The sequence below is a fragment of the Clostridium sp. genome (assembly GCF_021443865.1).
Classification (GTDB): domain Bacteria; phylum Bacillota; class Clostridia; order Clostridiales; family Clostridiaceae; genus Clostridium.
In genome coordinates this window covers 1-20,748 of sequence record NZ_JABUTB010000023.1, presented here as the reverse complement: position 1 = coordinate 20,748, position 20,748 = coordinate 1, and the positions used below count along the sequence as shown (strand labels likewise).

General features: G+C 27.6%; 15 protein-coding genes. 1 reads left to right on the top strand and 14 read right to left on the bottom strand.

The features are described 5' to 3' along the window. Positions 1 to 66 precede the first annotated feature (66 nt). The 4 genes from HUJ77_RS05690 to HUJ77_RS05675 all read right to left on the bottom strand — a co-directional run bounded on the left by HUJ77_RS05690 (position 67) and on the right by HUJ77_RS05675 (position 2,849). Positions 67 to 984, bottom strand: coding sequence for an amidase domain-containing protein (locus HUJ77_RS05690; RefSeq protein WP_291707610.1), 918 nt, complete (start codon positions 982 to 984; stop codon positions 67 to 69). A gap of 71 nt (positions 985 to 1,055) precedes the next feature. Next, a complete protein-coding gene (locus HUJ77_RS05685; protein WP_291707609.1) occupies positions 1,056 to 1,286 on the bottom strand; it encodes a hypothetical protein in 231 nt (76 codons plus the stop codon). A 180-nt stretch (positions 1,287 to 1,466) separates the two neighbouring features. Continuing rightward, on the bottom strand, positions 1,467 to 2,417 hold the full coding sequence (locus HUJ77_RS05680; RefSeq protein WP_291707608.1) for an SPFH domain-containing protein: 951 nt from the start codon (positions 2,415 to 2,417) through the stop codon (positions 1,467 to 1,469). After that, positions 2,418 to 2,849: an NfeD family protein gene (locus tag HUJ77_RS05675; protein WP_291707607.1), complete on the bottom strand. Its 432-nt coding sequence runs from the start codon at positions 2,847 to 2,849 to the stop codon at positions 2,418 to 2,420. 291 nt (positions 2,850 to 3,140) lie between these two features. Between HUJ77_RS05675 and HUJ77_RS05670 the strand changes: the two genes are divergently transcribed. Further along, complete coding sequence (locus tag HUJ77_RS05670) at positions 3,141 to 5,045, top strand: NAD(+) synthase (protein ID WP_291707606.1); 1,905 nt, start codon at positions 3,141 to 3,143, stop codon at positions 5,043 to 5,045. A gap of 31 nt (positions 5,046 to 5,076) precedes the next feature. Here HUJ77_RS05670 and HUJ77_RS05665 read toward each other — a convergent pair whose 3' ends face one another. The 10 genes from HUJ77_RS05665 to HUJ77_RS05620 form a co-directional block, all read right to left on the bottom strand. Continuing rightward, entirely contained in the window at positions 5,077 to 6,666 is a 1,590-nt protein-coding gene (locus tag HUJ77_RS05665; protein WP_291707605.1) for a response regulator, read from the bottom strand. Further along, entirely contained in the window at positions 6,659 to 8,452 is a 1,794-nt protein-coding gene (locus HUJ77_RS05660) for a histidine kinase (RefSeq protein WP_291707604.1), read from the bottom strand. Before HUJ77_RS05660 ends, HUJ77_RS05665 begins: the two co-directional genes overlap by 8 nt. 66 nt (positions 8,453 to 8,518) lie before the next feature. After that, positions 8,519 to 10,384 (bottom strand): sialate O-acetylesterase, encoded by a 1,866-nt coding sequence (locus HUJ77_RS05655; protein WP_291707603.1) that lies wholly within the window; start codon positions 10,382 to 10,384, stop codon positions 8,519 to 8,521. Between the two features lie 20 nt (positions 10,385 to 10,404). Continuing rightward, positions 10,405 to 11,952 (bottom strand): glycoside hydrolase family 43 protein, encoded by a 1,548-nt coding sequence (locus HUJ77_RS05650; protein ID WP_291707602.1) that lies wholly within the window; start codon positions 11,950 to 11,952, stop codon positions 10,405 to 10,407. 37 nt (positions 11,953 to 11,989) lie between these two features. Then, positions 11,990 to 13,102, bottom strand: a complete 1,113-nt coding sequence (locus HUJ77_RS05645) for a glycosyl hydrolase family 8 (RefSeq protein ID WP_291707601.1) — start codon at positions 13,100 to 13,102, stop codon at positions 11,990 to 11,992. After that, positions 13,102 to 14,007, bottom strand: a complete 906-nt coding sequence (locus HUJ77_RS05640; protein ID WP_291707600.1) for a carbohydrate ABC transporter permease — start codon at positions 14,005 to 14,007, stop codon at positions 13,102 to 13,104. The genes HUJ77_RS05645 and HUJ77_RS05640 overlap by 1 nt, the downstream gene beginning before the upstream one ends. Positions 14,008 to 14,019: 12 nt before the next feature. Next, positions 14,020 to 14,979 carry an ABC transporter permease subunit gene (locus tag HUJ77_RS05635; protein WP_291707599.1) on the bottom strand — a complete coding sequence of 320 codons (960 nt, stop codon included), beginning with the start codon at positions 14,977 to 14,979 and terminating at the stop codon, positions 14,020 to 14,022. A 70-nt stretch (positions 14,980 to 15,049) separates the two neighbouring features. Continuing rightward, positions 15,050 to 16,741 carry an extracellular solute-binding protein gene (locus HUJ77_RS05630; RefSeq protein WP_291707598.1) on the bottom strand — a complete coding sequence of 564 codons (1,692 nt, stop codon included), beginning with the start codon at positions 16,739 to 16,741 and terminating at the stop codon, positions 15,050 to 15,052. A 143-nt stretch (positions 16,742 to 16,884) separates the two neighbouring features. Further along, the gene (locus tag HUJ77_RS05625; protein WP_291707597.1) at positions 16,885 to 18,984 is read right to left on the bottom strand and encodes an alpha-glucuronidase family glycosyl hydrolase; all 2,100 of its coding nucleotides are present in this window, start codon (positions 18,982 to 18,984) and stop codon (positions 16,885 to 16,887) included. 273 nt (positions 18,985 to 19,257) lie between these two features. Beyond that, a complete protein-coding gene (locus HUJ77_RS05620) occupies positions 19,258 to 20,547 on the bottom strand; it encodes an MFS transporter (protein WP_291707596.1) in 1,290 nt (429 codons plus the stop codon). Between the last annotated feature and the right edge of the window lie 201 nt (positions 20,548 to 20,748).

Sequence of the window (20,748 nt, the reverse complement as noted above, 5' to 3'; positions counted from 1 at the left end):
CCCTTTAGGGTCATTTTTATTTATATCCATTTTCTAAATTTATATTCTTTAGAAACATAATTTATTTTATAATTCACTTCTATCTATTAATAATTCTAATAGCTCTCTAGAAGACTTCCCTCTCATATCTATTTGTGACTGAATATCTATAATTTTACTATCCATTTTATCTATAAAGTTTTCTGTATCCATATTTCTGTAGTCTTTGTTATCAAACCTTGTATCTTCAAGACTTAATCTAACTATTTCTAAAGCAATTTTTAATTCCTTATTATAATTTTCTTCAGTTATTAAAGGCTTATTTCTCATTTCATTTACAAAATTATTTTCTTCTTTGATATTATAAATTAAGAAATTATAATCATTAGGCTTACCTAATAAATAATATTTTAAATTGCCATTCTTATAGAAATTCTCAATAGTGTTAGAATGTTGGCTAAAGTATATAGTTTCATTATCTAATACATCTGTAATTGCTTGAGAATGAAAGGCTATATTATTAGGTCTAGAATATTGAACTATATCTCCTATGTAAATGCTAGAATAAATCTCATTCCAATTTCTTAAAGCAGCATCAACTGTATATTCTCTATATTTATATACTCTTTTAAACTCTTTTCCAAAGTGCAAATTGAATGCATTTGCTGAAGTCCATGTAGAAGTTCTATTAGGCAAATCAGCTGAATAATAAAACCAAGAACTAATACTAGTTGCATTTTTCTTATTACCTACAAAAGCAATACCTCCAGCCCTTAAAACTTGAGAAACGAAATTAGTACAATCTCCTCCATCATTTATATAATTATAATAAGCTTTATTATGAGATGTAGCCCATTTAAGTGCATATTCTCTAGCTAATTCTCTATTATAATTATTATTTTTAACATTTGCTAAAACATAGCTATTGTAAATAATATTAGTTACTACTAAAATCAAAACTACTATTAATAATTTTATTTTTATATTTCTTGTTATAATTTTCATATTTTATTTCTCCATATAAATTTCAATATATTATATCTTTTGAAATAAAATTAATTTTATAACAATAAAATTTAAATCATTAGTAGTATAAATACTAAAGTGGATATTATTACAGATATTCTCATAATTTTTTTATCCTTACTTGGATCTCTAGGTATAATTTTAAACTCTTCTAGGTTTATTCTTGATGACTCTGACATTATAATAGAAAAAGTACTTAAAAACACAAAACTTGAAAATATAATTAATGCAATAAAATAATTAAAAAATGTTCCTCTCAAATGTTTTATATATCTATACATACTCTCATCCCTTTCCCATAAAATATATATTTAAAAATTCTAGTATAATATAACTTAAAAGAATAACTCCCTAAGGAGTATCTTAAATAAACATTTCAAGTTGTTTTCTAATTACTTAAATAACTTTAATTTTTAATATGGAGCTATATAAATAGCTCCATATTAAAATATTTATTAAATTTATTTGCTACCTTTTAACATTTCTCCAATTGCAGCTATACTTCCAAGAGAAGATAAAGTTTCATTTGGTAATATAAGCTTATTAGCTGGGCTATTAGCCATTTCTTTAAGGGCTTCAACTTGCTTTAATGCTATAACAGTTTCGTTAGTTCCAGATTCTAATATTGCTGTATTAACCTTTCTTATAGCTTCTGCTTCCGCAATAGAAATTTCTTCTATGGCTTTCGCTTTACCTTCTGCTTCTAGTAATTGAGATTCTTTTAAACCTTCAGCTCTTCTAATATTAGCTTCTTTTTCAGCTTCTGCTGCAAGTATCTTAGATCTCTTTTCCCCTTCAGCCTTTTCAATTTGAGATTGTCTTTGTCCTTCTGCTTCAAGTATCATGGCTCTTTTATTTCTTTCAGCTTTCATTTGCTTTTCCATCGCTTCTTGAATTTCTGTTGGTGGAATTATATTCTTAATTTCAACTGAAAGAATTTTTATTCCATAGGCATCAGTAACTTCATCAATTATGCTTAAAAGGTCTTGGTTAATCTTATCTCTACCTGATAAAATTTCATCTAAACTCATATTACCTAAAATATTTCTCATGTTTGTTGTTGCTGAATAAACTATACCTGATCTAAAATCTTCGATATTGTAAACAGCATCTTTTGCATTTAAAAGTTTATAGAAAATAACGTTATCAACTGAAATTTTAACATTATCCTTAGTAATAACTGATTGTGGTGGCACATCTAAAATTTGTTGTTTTGTTGAAACTTTCTTTCTAACAAAGTCTACAAATGGAATCATAAAGTGCCATCCCGGCTCCAAAGTTTTATGGTATTGACCAAATCTTTCTACAACATATAAATATCCTGTATTTACAATTTTTATTGATGATAATATTATAACTAAAATGAAAAATATTATTACTCCCGTAATAACAAGTCCTAGTATTCCATCCATCTAAATTTCCTCCTCTTTCTTTATAATTAATTTTATACCTTCAATTCCTATTATCTTAAAGTTTTCTCCTGATTTAATTTCTTCTCCTGTATTTAGTACAGTCCAGTAAATTCCATCTACTTTAACTTTTGCTTTCTCTATTATGTCCTCTTCTGCTTTCATTATTCTTCCAATGTAAGTCTCTTCCATTAAAGGTGTCCTTTTAACAGAGTTTTTAAATTTCTTCTTAGCCCACGGATATCCAAGTGAAACTGTTATTAAATTTATAACTAAGAATATAATTACTTGAACCCCAAAGCTTACACCTAAAAAGTCTGCTATCATGGCTGCAATTGCTCCTATAGTAAACCAAGCAAATAAGAAATTACTAGTTGCTATATCTATTATAATCGCTACTGCTGCAATGATAATCCATAATATTATGGCACTCATACTTCCCCCTCCTCTTAATATTAATATAATACTATTGTATCATTTTTTAGAAAAAATTTGAAATTTTTTTACTGTATGTATTTATTATATTATACTTTTTAACTCTTTACAATATCCTTTTTATCTTTTTATATAGTAATTATAACTATTTTATTATTCTTTTCTATTTCTTTTACTCTAATATCATTGATTTTCTATAGTTTTCCTTTTATTATTTAAATAGTTACTTTTGAATTTATTATCTTAAAAGAGTTAAAATATTATTATTAATATTTAGATTGGAGAGATTTTATGGACTTTATAAAAGTTGCTGCTGCATGTCCTATTACACGTGTTGCAGATATTGAATATAATTTAGAAAATATCCTTTTATGTCTTGATGATGCACATAAAAACGAAGCCAAGGCAATTGTATTTCCAGAACTATGCATAACTTCATATAGTTGTGGAGATTTATTTATGCAGTATAATCTTTTAGAAAAAGCTACTTTAGCAATTTCTAAAATAGTAGAGAAAAGCACTAACTTAGATATGTTAATAGCTGTTGGTGCGCCTTTAAGCTTTAAAAACACCTTATTTAATTGTGCTTACATAATATTTAATGGAAAATTACTTGGAATTGTTCCTAAATCATATATTCCTAATTACAGTGAATTCTACGAAAAACGTTGGTTTAGTGAAGGTCTTGGAATAATTGATGAGAAAGTTAATTTTGAATTCCAAAAGGATGTTCCTTTTGGAACTAACTTAATTTTTAATTCTGGAATATATTCCTTTGGATTTGAAGTTTGTGAAGATCTTTGGGTTACTATTCCTCCAAGCTCTTATCTTTCTCTTTTAGGAGCAAATATTATAGGAAATTTATCTGCTTCTAACGAGTTAGTAAGTAAGAAAGACTATAGAGAAGCTTTAATATCTAATCAAAGTGCTAGATGTATGTCTGCTTATATTTATTCATCTGCTGGAGTTCATGAGTCAACAACAGATCTTTTGTTTAGTGGCCATATGTTAATTTCTGAAAATGGAACTATGCTTAAAGAAAATGAAAGATTCCAAAGAGATAATGAGGTTATTTATTCATTTATAGATGTTTTTAGACTAAATAGTGAAAGGCTTAAAAATATAAGCTTTAGGGATGCATCAAGAGTACATCCTTTTGATGCAAATATAATTAATTTTAATTATAAAGAAAATAAACTAAATAATTTTGATAGATATATAGATAAACATCCTTTTGTTCCTTCAAATGCAAAACAAAGAGAAGAAAGATGCAAGGAAATATTTAGTATTCAAGCAGCTGCACTTGCTAAAAGAATGGAACATACCAACTTAAAAAAAGCTGTTATAGGTATCTCTGGAGGACTTGATTCTACATTAGCATTACTAGTAGTTGTAAAAACCTTTAAGCTTTTAGGTATAGATAATAAAAATATAGTTACAGTAACTATGCCAGGCTTTGGTACTACAGATAGAACATATAATAATGCTTTAACTTTATGTAAAGAGCTTGGCTGCGATTTAAGAGAAATCAATATAGTTAAGGCAGCCTTACAACATTTTGAAGATATAGGTCATGATAAAGATATACATGATGTAACTTATGAAAATGTTCAAGCAAGAGAAAGAACACAAATACTTATGGATATAGCTAATAAAGAAGGTGGCTTACTAATTGGAACTGGGGATCTTTCAGAGCTTGCTCTTGGATGGTGTACTTACAATGGAGATCATATGAGTATGTATTCTGTAAATCCATCTATTCCAAAAACTTTAGTTAGATATTTAGTTAGATATGTAGCTGAAAAGGAATCTTCTAAGGAAGTATCTGAAACCTTATTAGATATATTAGATACTCCTGTTAGTCCAGAATTATTACCAAAGGATGATAAAGGAGAAATTGCTCAAAAAACAGAAGATATAGTTGGCCCTTATGAATTACATGATTTCTTCTTATATCACTTTATTAAAAATGGATCTTCTAAGGAAAGAATTAAGTTTTTAGCCATAGAAGCCTTTAAAAATGATTATAGCACTGAAGAAATAGAGAAATGGCTAGATAAATTTATTTATAGATTCTTTACTCAACAATTTAAAAGAAGTGCTTTACCAGATGGACCAAAGGTCGGTAGTATATCACTTAGTCCTCGTGGTGATTGGAGAATGCCTTCTGATGCTTCCTTTAACTCATTTAAGTAAATTAAAAGGAGCTGTCGCGACAGCCCCTTTTTTAAATCTTTTTCTTTTTTCTATATTGCAATGGTGTCTTTCCCTTTAGTTGTACAAATTTATTTATAAAATAATCAGTATTGTTATACCCAACTTGTTCTGAAATTTTATATATTTTCTCTTTACTATTTATCAATAACTCTTCTGCTTTATCAATTCTATAAGCATTTAGATAATCTTTAAAACTCATATTATATTGCTTTTTAAATACTTGTCCTAAATAGGCACTGTTAATATAATATTTTTCACCTAAGGATTTTAAACTTAATTTTTCCATATAATGATCTGATATTTCTTTATTAATATGATCTAATATTCCTTGAGAATTATTTTGTCTTAGTTGTACTAAATAATTTGAAAATTCTATTGATAACTTCTTTAAATGCTTAGCACTTCCTCTACTCATATTCCCATTAAATATTCCTAAACTTATATATTGAGCTATTTTTTCTTGATTTACATTTTCATCTATATTTTTAGCTGTATTTATAAGATTACATAATAAATAATTAATATTTATAGATATAATTTCTAAATCTATATAGTGATTTTTAAAGCTATTATAGAATTCATCAATACAGGTTATAATATCTTCTGTAAAATTTTCTTCAATTGCTTTAATTAAATTATCCATATATCTTTTTTCAATAGTATAGGTTTTAGGATTATTCATTACGTCATCATAATATAATATCTTACTGTCTATGGAGAAACTTGAAAGCATTTTAGCTATAATAGCTGATTTATAAGATACCTCAAGGTCTTCTATTCTATCCACCCTTTGTCCTATGTAAATGAAAAAATCATACATATACCCTTCTTTTATATAGGTTATAAGATTTGATATATATTCCTTTTCGCTAATACACTTTTCTCGTGAAAGTCTTTTTTCATAAATAAATCCAACATCATAACAGTCTTTTTCATTATTCACATCAAATATAACGTTATAGTAATCCTTATCTAGCCACTCTAATATTCTTTTATACAACTTATGCTGTCCTAGTCTTTTATCTTCATGAGACATATTGGAGTATTTATCTTCATTATAGTTAACTTCAATATTTATATATCTAATTTCACTTTTATGATCAAGTTTATTTTTTATATAATTTATACTTTTTTTATCAAATCGCCCTGATATTAACTCACATATATATTTATCATAAATAAGCTTTTCATTATTTTGTCTTTCTTCATTTTCAAGAGATACTTTAATATACTTCTCTTTTATTTTTCCTAATGAATTTATAAGTTCATCTCTTTGTATAGGCTTTAAAATATAATCTTGAACATTATATCTTATAGCTTTTCTAGCATATTCAAACTCACAATATCCACTTAAAACTATAAAACTAATTTTTCTTTTTACACTTTTATATACATATTCTATAAGCTCAAGACCATCCATCTCAGGCATTTTTATATCTGTTATAACTAAATCAATATCTTTTTCTTTTATTTTTTCAATAGCTTTTAACCCATTTTCAGCTTCATCTACAATTTCATATCCATATTTCTCCCATTCAATTAAAACCCTTAGACCTTTCCTTATAAATGGTTCGTCATCCACTATTAAAGTTTTAATCATAAAATTCTCTCCTTTTTTGAAATTCCTCTATAGATATTTTTATTGTAATGTCTGTTTCCTCTCCTTCTTCACTATCAATTTCGAAAGTCATATTATTATTAAAGTACATCTTCATTCTTAAATAAGCATTAAAAATACCTATACTCTTTTCTTCATTCAATGAATCAAAGTTAAAATTTTCTATACCATTTCTTATTTTATTTAGTGTTTCATTATTTATTCCTTCTCCAGTATCTGAAATTTCCATATACAAATATTCATCATCCTTAAAAATCGAAACACTTATACCTGCATTATAAGAAATTCTCTCTATTCCATGAATACAAGAGTTCTCTACAAAGGTTACTAATGACAGCTTTGGTATTTTATAATTCTTACAATCTTCTCTAACATAACAATTATAAGATAATTTTTCTCCAAATCTATATCTTTGAATATCAATATAGCTATTTACAAACTTCATTTCTTCTTCTATTGTAATATTATCGTTACCCCAATTTATTGTTCTTCTAAGAAGAACAGATAGCTTCTCTATTATTTCAGCAGTTTCTTCTTCTTTTTTTATAAGACTTCTCATTCTTATAGTCTCCAAAGTATTAAACATAAAATGGGGGTTAATTTGACTCTGCAATGCTTTTAATTCGGCTTGCTTTGTAGCTAATTGCAGAATCTTTTTCTCAGCATCTTCTTTAAAAACTACCTCTATTAGCTCTTTAATTTTAATAACCATTAGATTATAGCTTTTCATTAAACTACTTATTTCATCATTTCCTTCAATGCTATCTATTACATAAAACTCTTCATTTTCTACTTTACCTAAATAAGTATTAATAAGATTAACCCTATTTTCTAATGATTTTGATATTAAGCTTATTATTATTGTTGGTAACACTAAGTTAAAAATAATTAAGAGTGAAAAAAGTTTTCTTGAATCTTGAAGATTTAAAAATAAACTTTCATAATCCTCTGTAAAGATAATATCCCAATCATTCTTTGATTCTTTTAATTTAATTTTCTCTCGAACTAAAACTTCATTCATATTTATTATATCTGTTTTTTTAAAATCTTCCTTCGGAGAATATATACCTTTATTAGATAGTAATATTAAATCATCATTTACAATATATAAACTCTCTTTCATTTGTTCATTTAATATATTACTTAATAAAGCTTCATAATTTATATCAATCTTAACAACTTTTTCTCTTTTATCATTAAAATAATCTAATTTCCTTACTATGCTTATAATTCTACTAGCACTATTATCAGGAAATATTTTTCTATCTTCATCATACTCAACTGTTATAGTTGTACTTTTATCATTATCATGATATTGTTTATACCACTCTTTATTTTTTACTTCTGGTGTTAATTTAAATATATTTGCACTATTAATTATAGTGTTATTATCAACATAAACATTAATTCTATATATATGCTGAGGATTATAGTAGTCTTTTATTGCAGTATTTTTTAATAGCTTGAAATAATTATCATAATAATCTACTGGAAACTTATATTCACTTGCTATTATCTTATTTAAATCTTCGTCTGAATTTATATGATTAGTTAACATCATACATTCTTCTATAACAGCATTTAGGTTAAATGTCACTCTATCTATTACATGTTCTATATTAATTCTTTGTTCCTTTTTCTCATTACTTCTTACTGTATATAGCATTAAGCTATTAGTAATAATCATGGGAATTAATACACAAACAATATAAATAATTAATAATTTATATTTAATACTACAATTATTTAATGAATACCTTTTCTTCATTTTCTTACCTTTCATCTTTATACTATAATCAGTCTCTTAGTGGTAAAATTCTAAATACAAAATAATCTAATAATTTTCTTCTGTAGTAAATGGAGAGGCTGGAAGCCCTTCCTTATTATATAGATTTATATTCCTTGGTCCATTTTCATATGCATATCTTACATATTTCGGGTTATGAACTTTATTACTCCACACTTCTATATAATCTTCTTTAATATTTGAATTAGCCTTATAATAAGTATTATCCTCTCCGCATATTTCAAAATTATTTAAATCCCCCTTTATACTTAGGAGTTCACTTTTATCCTTGTTGAAATATATGTTTATTTTATTTTCACATTTTTCCATGTACTTATATAACGGGCCATTGCATGTTATGTCTTCACCATAATACTTATTAATAGCTAATAAAGCTAATCTTCTTGCAACTTCCTTTTTATTAAATGGATGAAGCTCATTATTTTCTCCAATATCCATTGTTACTGCCATTCCAGTATTAAAGTTTTTTAGTGATCTTCTTTGAGCTTCCCTTAACCTAGCCCAGTTGTAATCCTTTGAAGAATTTGATGGATCAGAATAGTTAGCAAGCTGTACATATAAAAAAGGAAAATCTCCTATATTCCAATCTCTACGCCATTCTTTTAACATAACTTCAAATAAATCCTCATAATCATCTGGATAACCAGTATTGGACTCTCCTTGATACCATATTACTCCAGATATTACGTAGTTACTAAGTGGGTATATAACAGAATTATAAAAACCAGTAGGCATATACTCAAAACGAGTTATATCAAAATTTGCAGGCATTTCACATCCTATCTTATATTTCCATCCACCAGATAATTCAACTTCTTCATTATCAAATACTAATTTATAAGGCTTATCACCTATAAACCCACCTATACTAGTACAACTTGTAATTCTTAGTGCTATTACATTTCTGCCTTCCTTCAAAATCCCCCTATTTACTAAATATTTTCTAGGTGGATATCTATATTCAGTTCTTCCAACTAAAACTCCATTTATATATGCTTCATCAGCATCTAAAATATTTCCTAAATAAAGATTTGCTTCACTAGTTGATAGATTTTTAGGCAAATAAATTTCTTTTCTAAACCATACTGTTCCATTTACTTTATCTAGAACTGTATCTCTCCACATACCTGGAATTACATATTCCTCCCAATTAGAGTCATCCAATTCTTCTAAATTCCACTTATTTATTCCTTCATCCTTTAAATCTCTCTCTACAAACCAAGAACTTACTCTATCATTATCTTCTTTTTGCTTACTTATCACATAATTAGTATCTTTGTTCCTTGCAATTAAGCTATCAAATCTAGGAAAACTTCTCAATGCTTCTTCACTTATCCAAGATTCTATTGGAGTTCCTCCAACTGCTGTTGAAATCAGTCCTATTGGAACTTTATATTTGCTATATAATTCCTTTGCAAAAAAATATCCTACTGCACTAAATTCTAATACCGCTTCTTTAGTTGCAGGTTTCCAAACCCCATAATCTAACTCCTCTTGCTTACCATTAAGATTATAATTTTTACTTGCTAAGAACTGTCTTATATTATTATTAGAATAATTAGTTACTTCACTTTCATACAATTCCATTACCCTTTCTATAGGTAATTCCATATTGGATTGTCCACTACATAACCATACATCTCCAATTAAAATATCTCTAATCCTAATTTCCTCATCTCCACTTATTACCATTTCATAAGGTCCACCGGCTTCTAGATTATTTAATTTAACTTGCCATTTTCCTTCTCCATCTACAAGAGCTTCATATGTTTCATTTAAAAAATTAACCACTATTTTATTACTTTTATTAGATTTTCCATATATTTTAGTTTTATTTCCACGTTGAATAACCATTCCATTACTTAAAATACTAGATAAATTAATATCACTCATAGTTAAAAATCCTTTCAAAACTAAATATTGTCATATTCAAACCATAAAAAGTCAGAATAATTCTTACTTTGATAACCATTACTTGTGGAATACATACCTATAGTACATCCAACAAAACCGCCTGCAACTTCTGTACTTAAATATCTACTATCTAACTCTTCTGTTAATAAAATATAATTAATCCCATCTATACTATAATAAAAATCTAACTTTTTGTTTCTACTTACTATTTTTAATATTAATCTTTCACAGTCTAAATTAATCTCTTCAATTAGTTCATTACTTATATTATTACATTTTACAACCCTCAACACTTTTTTTCCATTATTTATAGAATATTCATATCTTAAATTATATAAATTATTTTGAACTATAGCTAATCCTGCGCTTTCATATTCATTCTTAGGATTAAATTCCATCATTGTAGAAACTAAATAGTTATCTTCTTCCTGTCTTACACATACATAAGCTGGATTATCCAAACCCTCTATAGTCACATCCTTTAGATATAAGCGTAAAGCTCCTTTTCTTTCAGTAAGTGAATATAGATTTTCACTTGGGTTTCTTAGAACTAAAAATTTATAGTCTAATTTATCACCATAAAAATGATAGCATTTTTCTTTTATTTCACTTTTATGTTCCCTAGTATTTATTTCTTGAGATAATTCTAGCTTACCCTTTCCTTTATTTATAACTGGCCACCCATTTTCCCAATTAACCTTTGCTAAAAACGTTTCTCTTCCTGTGTTAGTATATCCTTCTGCTTGCCTAGTAGCTAGCATTACTATAAACCAATCACCATCTTCAGTTTTTACTAAGTCTCCATGACCTACATTTTTTACTGGATACTCTTCTCCTAAATGCCTATGAGTAATTATTGGATTTCTAGGATTATTTTCGTATTCTCCATAAATGGAATTGCTTCTTGCAATAGTAATGCAATGATCTGGTCCTGTTCCTCCCTCTGCAATCATTAAATAATAATATCCATCTATCTTATATAAATGAGGTCCTTCTGGCCAAATGACATTATTCATAGCTCCATTCCAAATATCATGACTTTCTCCAATTAACCTCATATTTACTAAATCTATTTCTTGAGACCATATATACCAATCACCATTATATTTTACTCCATCTCTATTTGGTCTAGTTCCTACATAGTAAGTCTTTCCATCATCATCAAAGAATAGGCTTGGATCAATGCCCTCTGCTCCTTCAATCTTATATGGATCAGACCATGGTCCTGCTGGATTCTCCGCTGTAAATATAATGTTTCCCTCATGAGGAATGTTAGTTGTAATTAAATAATATATTCCATTGTTATAACGAATAGTAGGTGCAAAAATTCCTTGAGAATGCTCTATCCCCTTAAAATTCACTTGATTCTCTCTATCAATAACATTTCCTATTTGTCTCCAATTAACTAAATCCTTACTGTGGAAAACAGGGATTCCAGGAAAATAGGAAAATGTAGAATTAACAAGATAATAATCTTCTCCTACTCTACATATTGATGGATCTGGATAAAATCCCTTTAATATTGGATTTTTCATTAATACAGTCATTCTACTTCCCTCATTTCTTTTATTAAAAAATCTTTTGTTACCAAATTTTATAATTCCCACTTAGAGCTAGAAAAGAAAATAAATATAAACAATTATCGTAATATCTTCTCTCACCTTTTCTTAGTGGCGTATTCCAAAACTTATCTACACATACCTTTTTATATTTGCCCTTACTAGCTAAAGATGCCATTGCATTTGTTGCAATAATTGCTACTGGATGAAGGGCTTTTTCATTTATAATTGTTCCATCTATTTCATATACTAAATCTTCTTTTCCCTTTACAGTTTCACAAAAGAATCTTTGTATATTATCAGCACATTCACATTCCCATTCTGAGCCTTTAAACCATTCATAATCTAATCCTATATTAGCAGCAACTCTATAGGAATCACTATAATATCTTTGTCTATTATCTCTGGTAATTGGTGTTCCATCATAATGAGCATATTCTGGTGCTAATCCTGTAACTGGATGACATGCTTTTTTTAAATATTCTCTACTATTTTTAGCAGCTTCCTTCCAATATTCCTTATCTTCCTCATAGCACCAAAGAGAAAATAACTCATAAAAATGAGGTAAGTGATATGATGGATCAGTGAAATTTAAACCTGGAACAAATTTTATTAATTTATTCTTTGGTTCCCACATAGGAGGTCCGTCATTATTTTCTCCTTTATGAATACATGTATATAATAAATCCTTAGCTTCTTTTGAATAATTATATATTCCTTCACCATCTCCCCATCTATGAGAAGCGAAAAATAATGCCATTGCAAAAAACTCTTCACCATCTGGGGCTGGGCCATCTGAATATTTAACACCTTCAGGACTTACTGACCATGCAAAATATCCTGCATTAATCCCCTCTTCAAGATACATAAATTTTTTAGAAAAATTCCATAATGAATCAAATTCCTTTTTCATATTTCTTTGAACACACATCATCATTGCATATGACATACCTTCTGTTCTAGCATCGTTATTTCCAGTATCAATAAAGCAAGCTGTATTTTCATCTAAAATATGATAAAATCTTTCTTCTTCATCATAAAAAATAGTTTCATAAATCTCATCTAATCTTTTCTCTATATCACTTAAGGAATACCCATACTCTAAAAATAAATTAGTATATTCATTTTTAATACTCATTATTCCTTAACACCTCCAATAGTTAAACCAGATACAAAGTATTTTTGTAAGAATGGATATAAACATACTATTGGGAATGCTGTAACTATTGTAATTGCAGCACGAATAGATCTAGGTGTTACTATACTTCCAGCATTTTTCATCATTTCAGCTGTTCCTGTTCCACCACCCTGTTGAGTTGTTGATGATAATAACTTCATTAACTCATATTGTAATGTTGTAAGCTTAGGATTTGCTGAAGCATATAGCATAGCATCAAACCAAGAGTTCCATTGGTTTACTGCAATAAATAACGCTACTGTTGCAAGAACAGGCTTACATAGTGGAAGTATTATTTGCATAAAGATTCTGAATTCTCCAGCTCCATCAATTTTAGCAGATTCTATTAAACTTTCTGGCAAACCATTTATATAAGTTCTAATTACTATCATATTAAAAGCACTAACTAATCCTGGTAAAATATAAACTAAAAAGTTATTTAATAATCCTAATTCTTTTATTAAAATGTAATTTGGAATCATTCCACCATTAACATACATAGTCAATACGTAAATAAATGATATGCTTTTCTTAAATACAAAATCCTTTCTACTTAAAACATAAGCTAGCATTGCTGTTAAAAATACTTGTACAACAGTTCCAATTACAGTTCTTGAAACTGAAATAAATGCTGCTTGCTTTAAATTTGGATTATTGAAAACAGTTTGATAATTTTTTAATGTAAACATTCTAGGCCATAAGTATACTCCACCTCTTACAGAATCTATTCCATCATTAAAGGATATGGCTAAAGTATTTAGTATTGGATATAAAGTAACTATTACAAAGAAAATCATAAATATTAATAAAAATATATTAAAAACTATATCGCCTTTACTTTGCTTCTTTAAATTTATATTTAACATAAGTCCTCCCCCTTAGAATAATCTTTCTTCGCCCATTGATTTTGCAAGTTTATTAGCTAAGAATATTAATATGATACTTATTACACTTTTAAATATACCAGCTGCAGTAGCTAAAGAGTAATTACCTAAGCTTATTCCATACTTTAGAACAAAAATATCTATAGTTTGTGATACTTGTTGTATTAATCCATTTCCTAATAAATATTGAACTTCAAATCCAGCATTTAGTATATTCCCTATGTTTATTAATAGTAATATAAATATTGTAGGCTTTATTCCTGGCAAGGTTACATGTAACATCTTTTGAAATCTTCCTGCTCCATCTATTTCTGCTGCTTCATACAAATCTGGATTTATAGAAGTTATAGCAGCTAAATAAATAATACTTCCCCACCCCACTTCCTTCCATACATTAGCTAGTCCTACTATACCCCAGAAGTACTTAGTATCTGCAAAGAAGTTTATTGGTTTTTCTAGTACGTTAAACCAAACTAATAATTGATTAATTATTCCTGTCTCTGGTGATAAAACTTCAGCAACAATTCCAGTTACAATTATCCAAGAAAGGAAGTGTGGTAAATATGATACTGTTTGTATAAATTTCTTAGATAACATATTTTTCACTTCATTTAAAAGTAAAGCAAATCCTATTGAACAAACAAAACTTAATATTAAATTTATTAAACTCATTGCTAAAGTGTTTCTTATTACATTTAGAAAAGTTGGATCAGAAAATAAGAATTTAAATTGATCAAATCCTACCCATACTTGATTGAAAAGACCTTTTGCAGGCTTAAAATTTTGAAAGGCCATTACCCATCCTAAAAGAGGAGCATAGCAAAAAATAAGTACATATATAATAAATGGAATTGACATTAAAACTAAACTTTTCTGTTTCTTTATTGTATTCCACAAACTATTTTTAGGCTTTTTTTCTGCATTTAAAGTTGTTTTTTTAAGTTCTAATTGCATCCCAAAACTCTCCTTTTTTATTTACTTTAATTTTAAATAAGGGGGAAGTTTTTTATACTTCCCCTATTTTTTATTTATTAAATAATTCTGCTCTTCTCTTAGCTTCTTTAAGTAATGCTTCTTCGTAAGCTTTAACATCTGCTTGGGTTGTTAAAGTAGTTTGATATTCGTTCCAAGTTTTTTCGAAATCGCTTGTTCCAGTCATAACTACCTTAGGAAGCCATTGCTTCTTTATTTCATCCATTTTTTGCATTGCTATTCCAGCTGGTGTCTCTGCTGTTAAAGTTCCTGCAAATGAATATATTGGGAACCAAGGTTGATTCTTTTCAGGAGGTTCTGGCATAAAGTCAGTAAACTTTTCATATCCATATTTATCTAATATATTTTTATCTACTGCACTTAAAGAATCATAGAATTCTTTTGGTTGTTCAACTGGTATTACAGCATTACCATCTGCTAATATTCCTCTGAATTGTGGCATATATGTGTACATGCATAAGTTTTCATTAACCCAATCTTGATTTCTATTATTTGTTCTTTGTTCTTCAGTTCTGTAGAATAAACCGTCATCTCCAACTTTATAATCTACATCTTTTTCTCCCCAGTATCTTAATGTCATTACTTCATCGCTTAACAAATCATTAATAACTTGTAAAGCACCTTCTACATCTTCGCAGCTTACTGTTATTCCAAGTCCACCGCCTGCATTTATTGCTGCTCTATTTCTATAATTAGATTCTACATTTGAATCGAAAGTTAATCCTAAAGGTACCCAAGTTCTTTCGTCTAAACCTTGTTGAACTAAGGCTTGCTCTGCTGTTAGGAATTGCCATCCTTGATCTATCATTCCTAAAACTCTACCTGTTGAAAGTTTAGAAATATATTGATCGTAAGATGCTGTAAATGTTTCTGGATCTACTATTCCCTTATTAAACATTTCATTAAGCTTTTGGAAATATTGTTTTGCTTCTGGTATAGTATCATAACTTCTTAAAGTTATTTTATTTACATCTATGGCAGTATTATTATTACTAGGTTTTGGATCTATAGCAGCTTTACCATCATTAGGGTATCCAGCTAAGAATAGAGGTGGATTTTCTAAACAGAAATATCTCCAGTCATCTGATAATATTTCAAATCCAATAGTAGGTTGTCCATTTATTTCTGGATTTGCTGCTTTATATTTTTCAATTAAATCAAAGTACTCATCAACTGTCTTAATTGTAGGATAATTAGCCCATTCTAGCACTGCTTTTTGAATCCAGAAAGCTTCGTCATTGTGCTTTGTTGTCATATCCTTTCCTTTTACATTACCAAATTGAGGTATATAATAAATATGTCCGTCTTCTTTTCTTACCTTATCCCAGTCACTTTCTGACCATAAATTCTTTATATTAGGGTATTTATCTATATGCTCATCTAACGCTATTAGAGCACCTGCATCAACTAAAGCTTGTGTTCCATCTCCACCATCAATGAAGTCTGGATAATCGCCTCCTGCTATCATTACTCCTATTCTTTCCTTTGCAGTTTGACCTGTAAGCCATGTTTCAGTAATTTTAGCTCCTATTTTTTCTGCTATAGCTTTTTTAAGTCTATTATCTGGAACTTCTTTACCTGCTACTGCAAAAAAAGCACTAAATTCTTTAATTCCATCTTTATTAGCATTTGAATCTTTGTCTGTTCCCTTAGAACATCCAGCGAAAACGCTTAAAGCTACCATTGAAGTTAAAACTAAACTTAATAACCTTTTTCTTCTCATTTTTTCAAATCCCCTCATATTGTTTTCGTTTACATTGCATGCATACAAATTTTTCAAGATTTAAATCTATTAACTAAATTCTAACATTTACCATTTAAATAACAACCATTCAAATTATAGAAAAAAATAAGAAAAACTATAGATTAATATATTTTCCTATTTTTATTATCTGGAATGCCTGACATTCTATAAAAATAAGTATTTACTCTATCTCTCCATTCTCTAGCGTTATTTAATTGCTCTATTAATTTTTCTCTAACATGCATATATATTTCTTTATTTAAATTATTTTTTATTTCATCTAATTTTTCTATAAAGCATTCAACAAAGGAATATCCATCAAAATGCGAATCATATATATGTTGAATTACAGTTTTACCACTTTTTAATACATGATTATAATTTACATTATGAAAAAATAGTAGTAATTCATCAGCACATCTATTTATATCTTCATAAACTTCCTTTAAAGGTGAATTATATTGGTTAATATATCTTGTACCACTTTTTATAGTTCTATCTATTCCTAAGCCTTTATTATTAGCTCTATTATAGGTTCCCCATGGAGAATACTCATAACCATCAATATCTGGTCCATAATGATGCCCTGTTGATACCATCCATCCAATTCCTAAAGGTACTGTATAATTTTCATAAGTTTTCCAAGAATTTAATAAAATAAAACTAATATTATTTACTACTTTTTCATTATTTCCAAAGGTAAGTTTTATCCATTCATCTACAATTTCTTCAGTGGTTATTTTACTATTCCATATTAATCTGCCATAGCCATAAAGATTTCCTTGGGCTAAAAAGCTTCCTGTCCAATTCAAATCATTTCCAATGTTAGATATTGCAGCTACCCCTTTTATTCTCTCTCTTACCTCTTTATCTTCTCCTTCAGCATAAGTATTAAATTCTAAAATTTCCTTCCACCATGGAACTAAGAAACATATATCTTTTTGTTGTCCTGTATATTCTTGAGTTATCTGTAATTCTAGTATTTTATTTGTATTATTCATTGCTCCAAATAAAGGTGAAATAGGTTCTCTAACTTGAAAATCCATAGGTCCATTTTTAATTTGTAAGTATACATTATCTAAAAACTCTCCATCTAATGGATTAAAGCAATCATAAGCCGCTTTAGCTCTATCAGTTGAATAATCACGCCAGTCCTGTTTACAATTATAAACAAAACATCTCCATATTAATATTCCTCCATAAGGTTTAAGAGCTTTAGCTAGCATATTTGCCCCTTCTGCATGATTTCTTCCATAAGTAAATGGTCCTGGTCTTCCTTCTGAGTCAGCCTTTACCATAAATCCACCTAAATTAGGAATTGAATTATAAACAAACTTAGCTCTATTTTCCCACCAATTAATTACATCTTCTTCTAGTGGATCTGCTGTACTTAATTCATTTAATGTAATAGGAGCTGCAAAATTAATACTAATATATACTTTTATTCCCCACTTACACATAATATCATTAAGAATTTTTATCATATCTATCTTAGTATCTATAAAATAGGTTTCCTCTTTATGGACATTTGTATTATTTACAACAATTCCATTTATACCTATAGAAGCAAGTAGTCTAGCATAATCATTAATTCTTTCTAAATCTTCTGCTAAGCCATATTCATCATTAAAAGCTTCACGTATTAAATCACTACTAGCAGGTATTCCAATAGCTCTCATTATTTCTTTCATTCTGCTCTTATTTCTTACACTTTCATAAAATATTGAACTTCCAGCAAAGCCTCTTTCAACTGTTCCATCTATATTATCCCATTGATTTATTAGTCTTAATTTATTTTCTGGATTTTCTACTATTGAAATTTCAGATACTTCCTTATTCTCTTCTAGTAATCTTAATAAATGGAATACACCATATAAAATAGCATTCTCATCATAACCTAAAATACTTATATATCCCCTATCCTTATCTAAAGAAGTTTTTTTGATTTCATATCCATTTTCTTTTAACCCTTTAGTTTTTTTAATTCCTAGTTTAATATACTTATTTTCTTTTATATCCCTTTCATTTGAATATATCTTTTGTTTTATATCTTTATCAGAAGTATAAGTTATTGCTTTTTCTAATTCTAATAGAGCACTGTTTATAATATCACTAGATTTTGCTTGTAAATATATATTATTTAAATATTTTTTATACTTAGAATTTTTTATATTTCTATAACTAAGCCAAGCTAAATACATATCATTATTTTTGTCTATCATTTAAACTCTCCTTAATAAATATAAATTTATTTAATATATTTTCTTATTAAAACTCCATCTTAAATGCGTATTTATAATAAAAATTTTATCATTTGAAAATATCATTAACAACAATACATATTATAGTAAAAAATACTAATAATTTTATATAATATAATTATTACTAATATTAGCCTTAAACTAATATATATAGAAAAAATAAATCGGTACTAAACTAATGATTATATAAAAAACTCTAGTTTAGTACCTATCACTTGTTTATATTTTTTATAGTTATTCAACTTCAATTGGTGCTTCAACTGGTATTTCATTATTATTAGCTCCAATTAAAAGCAATGGTCTTTTATATAAAAGCATAGCTACTATCATAATTACTGAAGAAAATATAAATATAATAGATACACTTATTTTATCAAATAGATATCCATACATCATATTGCTTAATGGAATAGCAATCATACACCCTGTAGTCATAACTGTTCCTACTCTTCCCATAAAATCTAATGGTACAATTGATTGAAAATTTATCTCTGCAAACATATTTCCAAGACTTATGAAAATAAAAAGAATAAAATTTACACTGATAAGTAACAAAAATAAGTATATAGTACTATTTTCCATAGCTACAAAATAATCAAAGGTTACAATTGCATACCCTAAAATTATAAATGAAGCCATCATAAAGCAAACATATATGTTTTTGCCTATAGAATTTTTTTTAGAAAACCACTTTATAAAAAAAGTAGATACTATGGTACCAATAACTGTAACAGATTGTAATAATCCATATTGAAAATCCGAAATCCTTAAAGTTATCTTACTAATAAAGGTAATTCCTACATTAAGTGATCCAAATGCAAAATTTAAAATAATTGCTAAACTAATTATATTTATAATGTCCTTTCTTTTTTTAACAAAGTTTAGTCCTTCTTTAAATTCTCCTAAAAAAGCCTTCATTGAGATTTTTTCTTTATTTTTAGCACTTCTAGGTATAACTAAAAACAATTCTGAAATAGCTGATAAGAAGAATGAAATTGAATTTATTATAAAAACTCCCATTAGCCCCAAGCTTCCATAGACCAAAGCAGCAATTGCAGGTGATACAACACTTCCAATAGACATAATCAATGAATTTAAGGCATTTGCATCTACTAATTCTTCTTTTTTTGTAATAGTAGGGATTATTGTTTGTAAGGCAGGACTATCTATAGTTGAAATTACAGAAAGTATTATAATCATTATATAAATATTTACTAATGTCATTTCTCCTGTAACAACATATATAACTGCAAAAATACTAACCAACACTCCACTTATTAAGTCTAAAACTATTAATATATTTTTTCTATAAAACCAATCTACTATAACGCCAGCGAAGGGACCAAGTATAAGCTGTGGAATAATTGAAATTGCAAGGATAGATGCGAACTTGCTTGCAGAACCAGTGGTGCTTAAAATATATAAAGATAGTGCAAATCCTTGCATACTAGAGCCAATTAAAGATGTAATTTTCCCAAACATTAAAAGTGAAAAATTCTTGTCATTCAAAAGTTTAAATTTCATTTTTCCCCCTTTTCACATCATAAATGTGTATTAATTATAAATTTTATTAATCGTAACATTGTTTTATTCATATCTAATAAAAATCAATATTATTTTAATATAATATTATTATATCGTAACATTGTTACACCTGTAAATATAATTCTACACTTTATCTAATTTGAATTGTATAAAAATAAAAGGTGAATTCCATGGAATTCA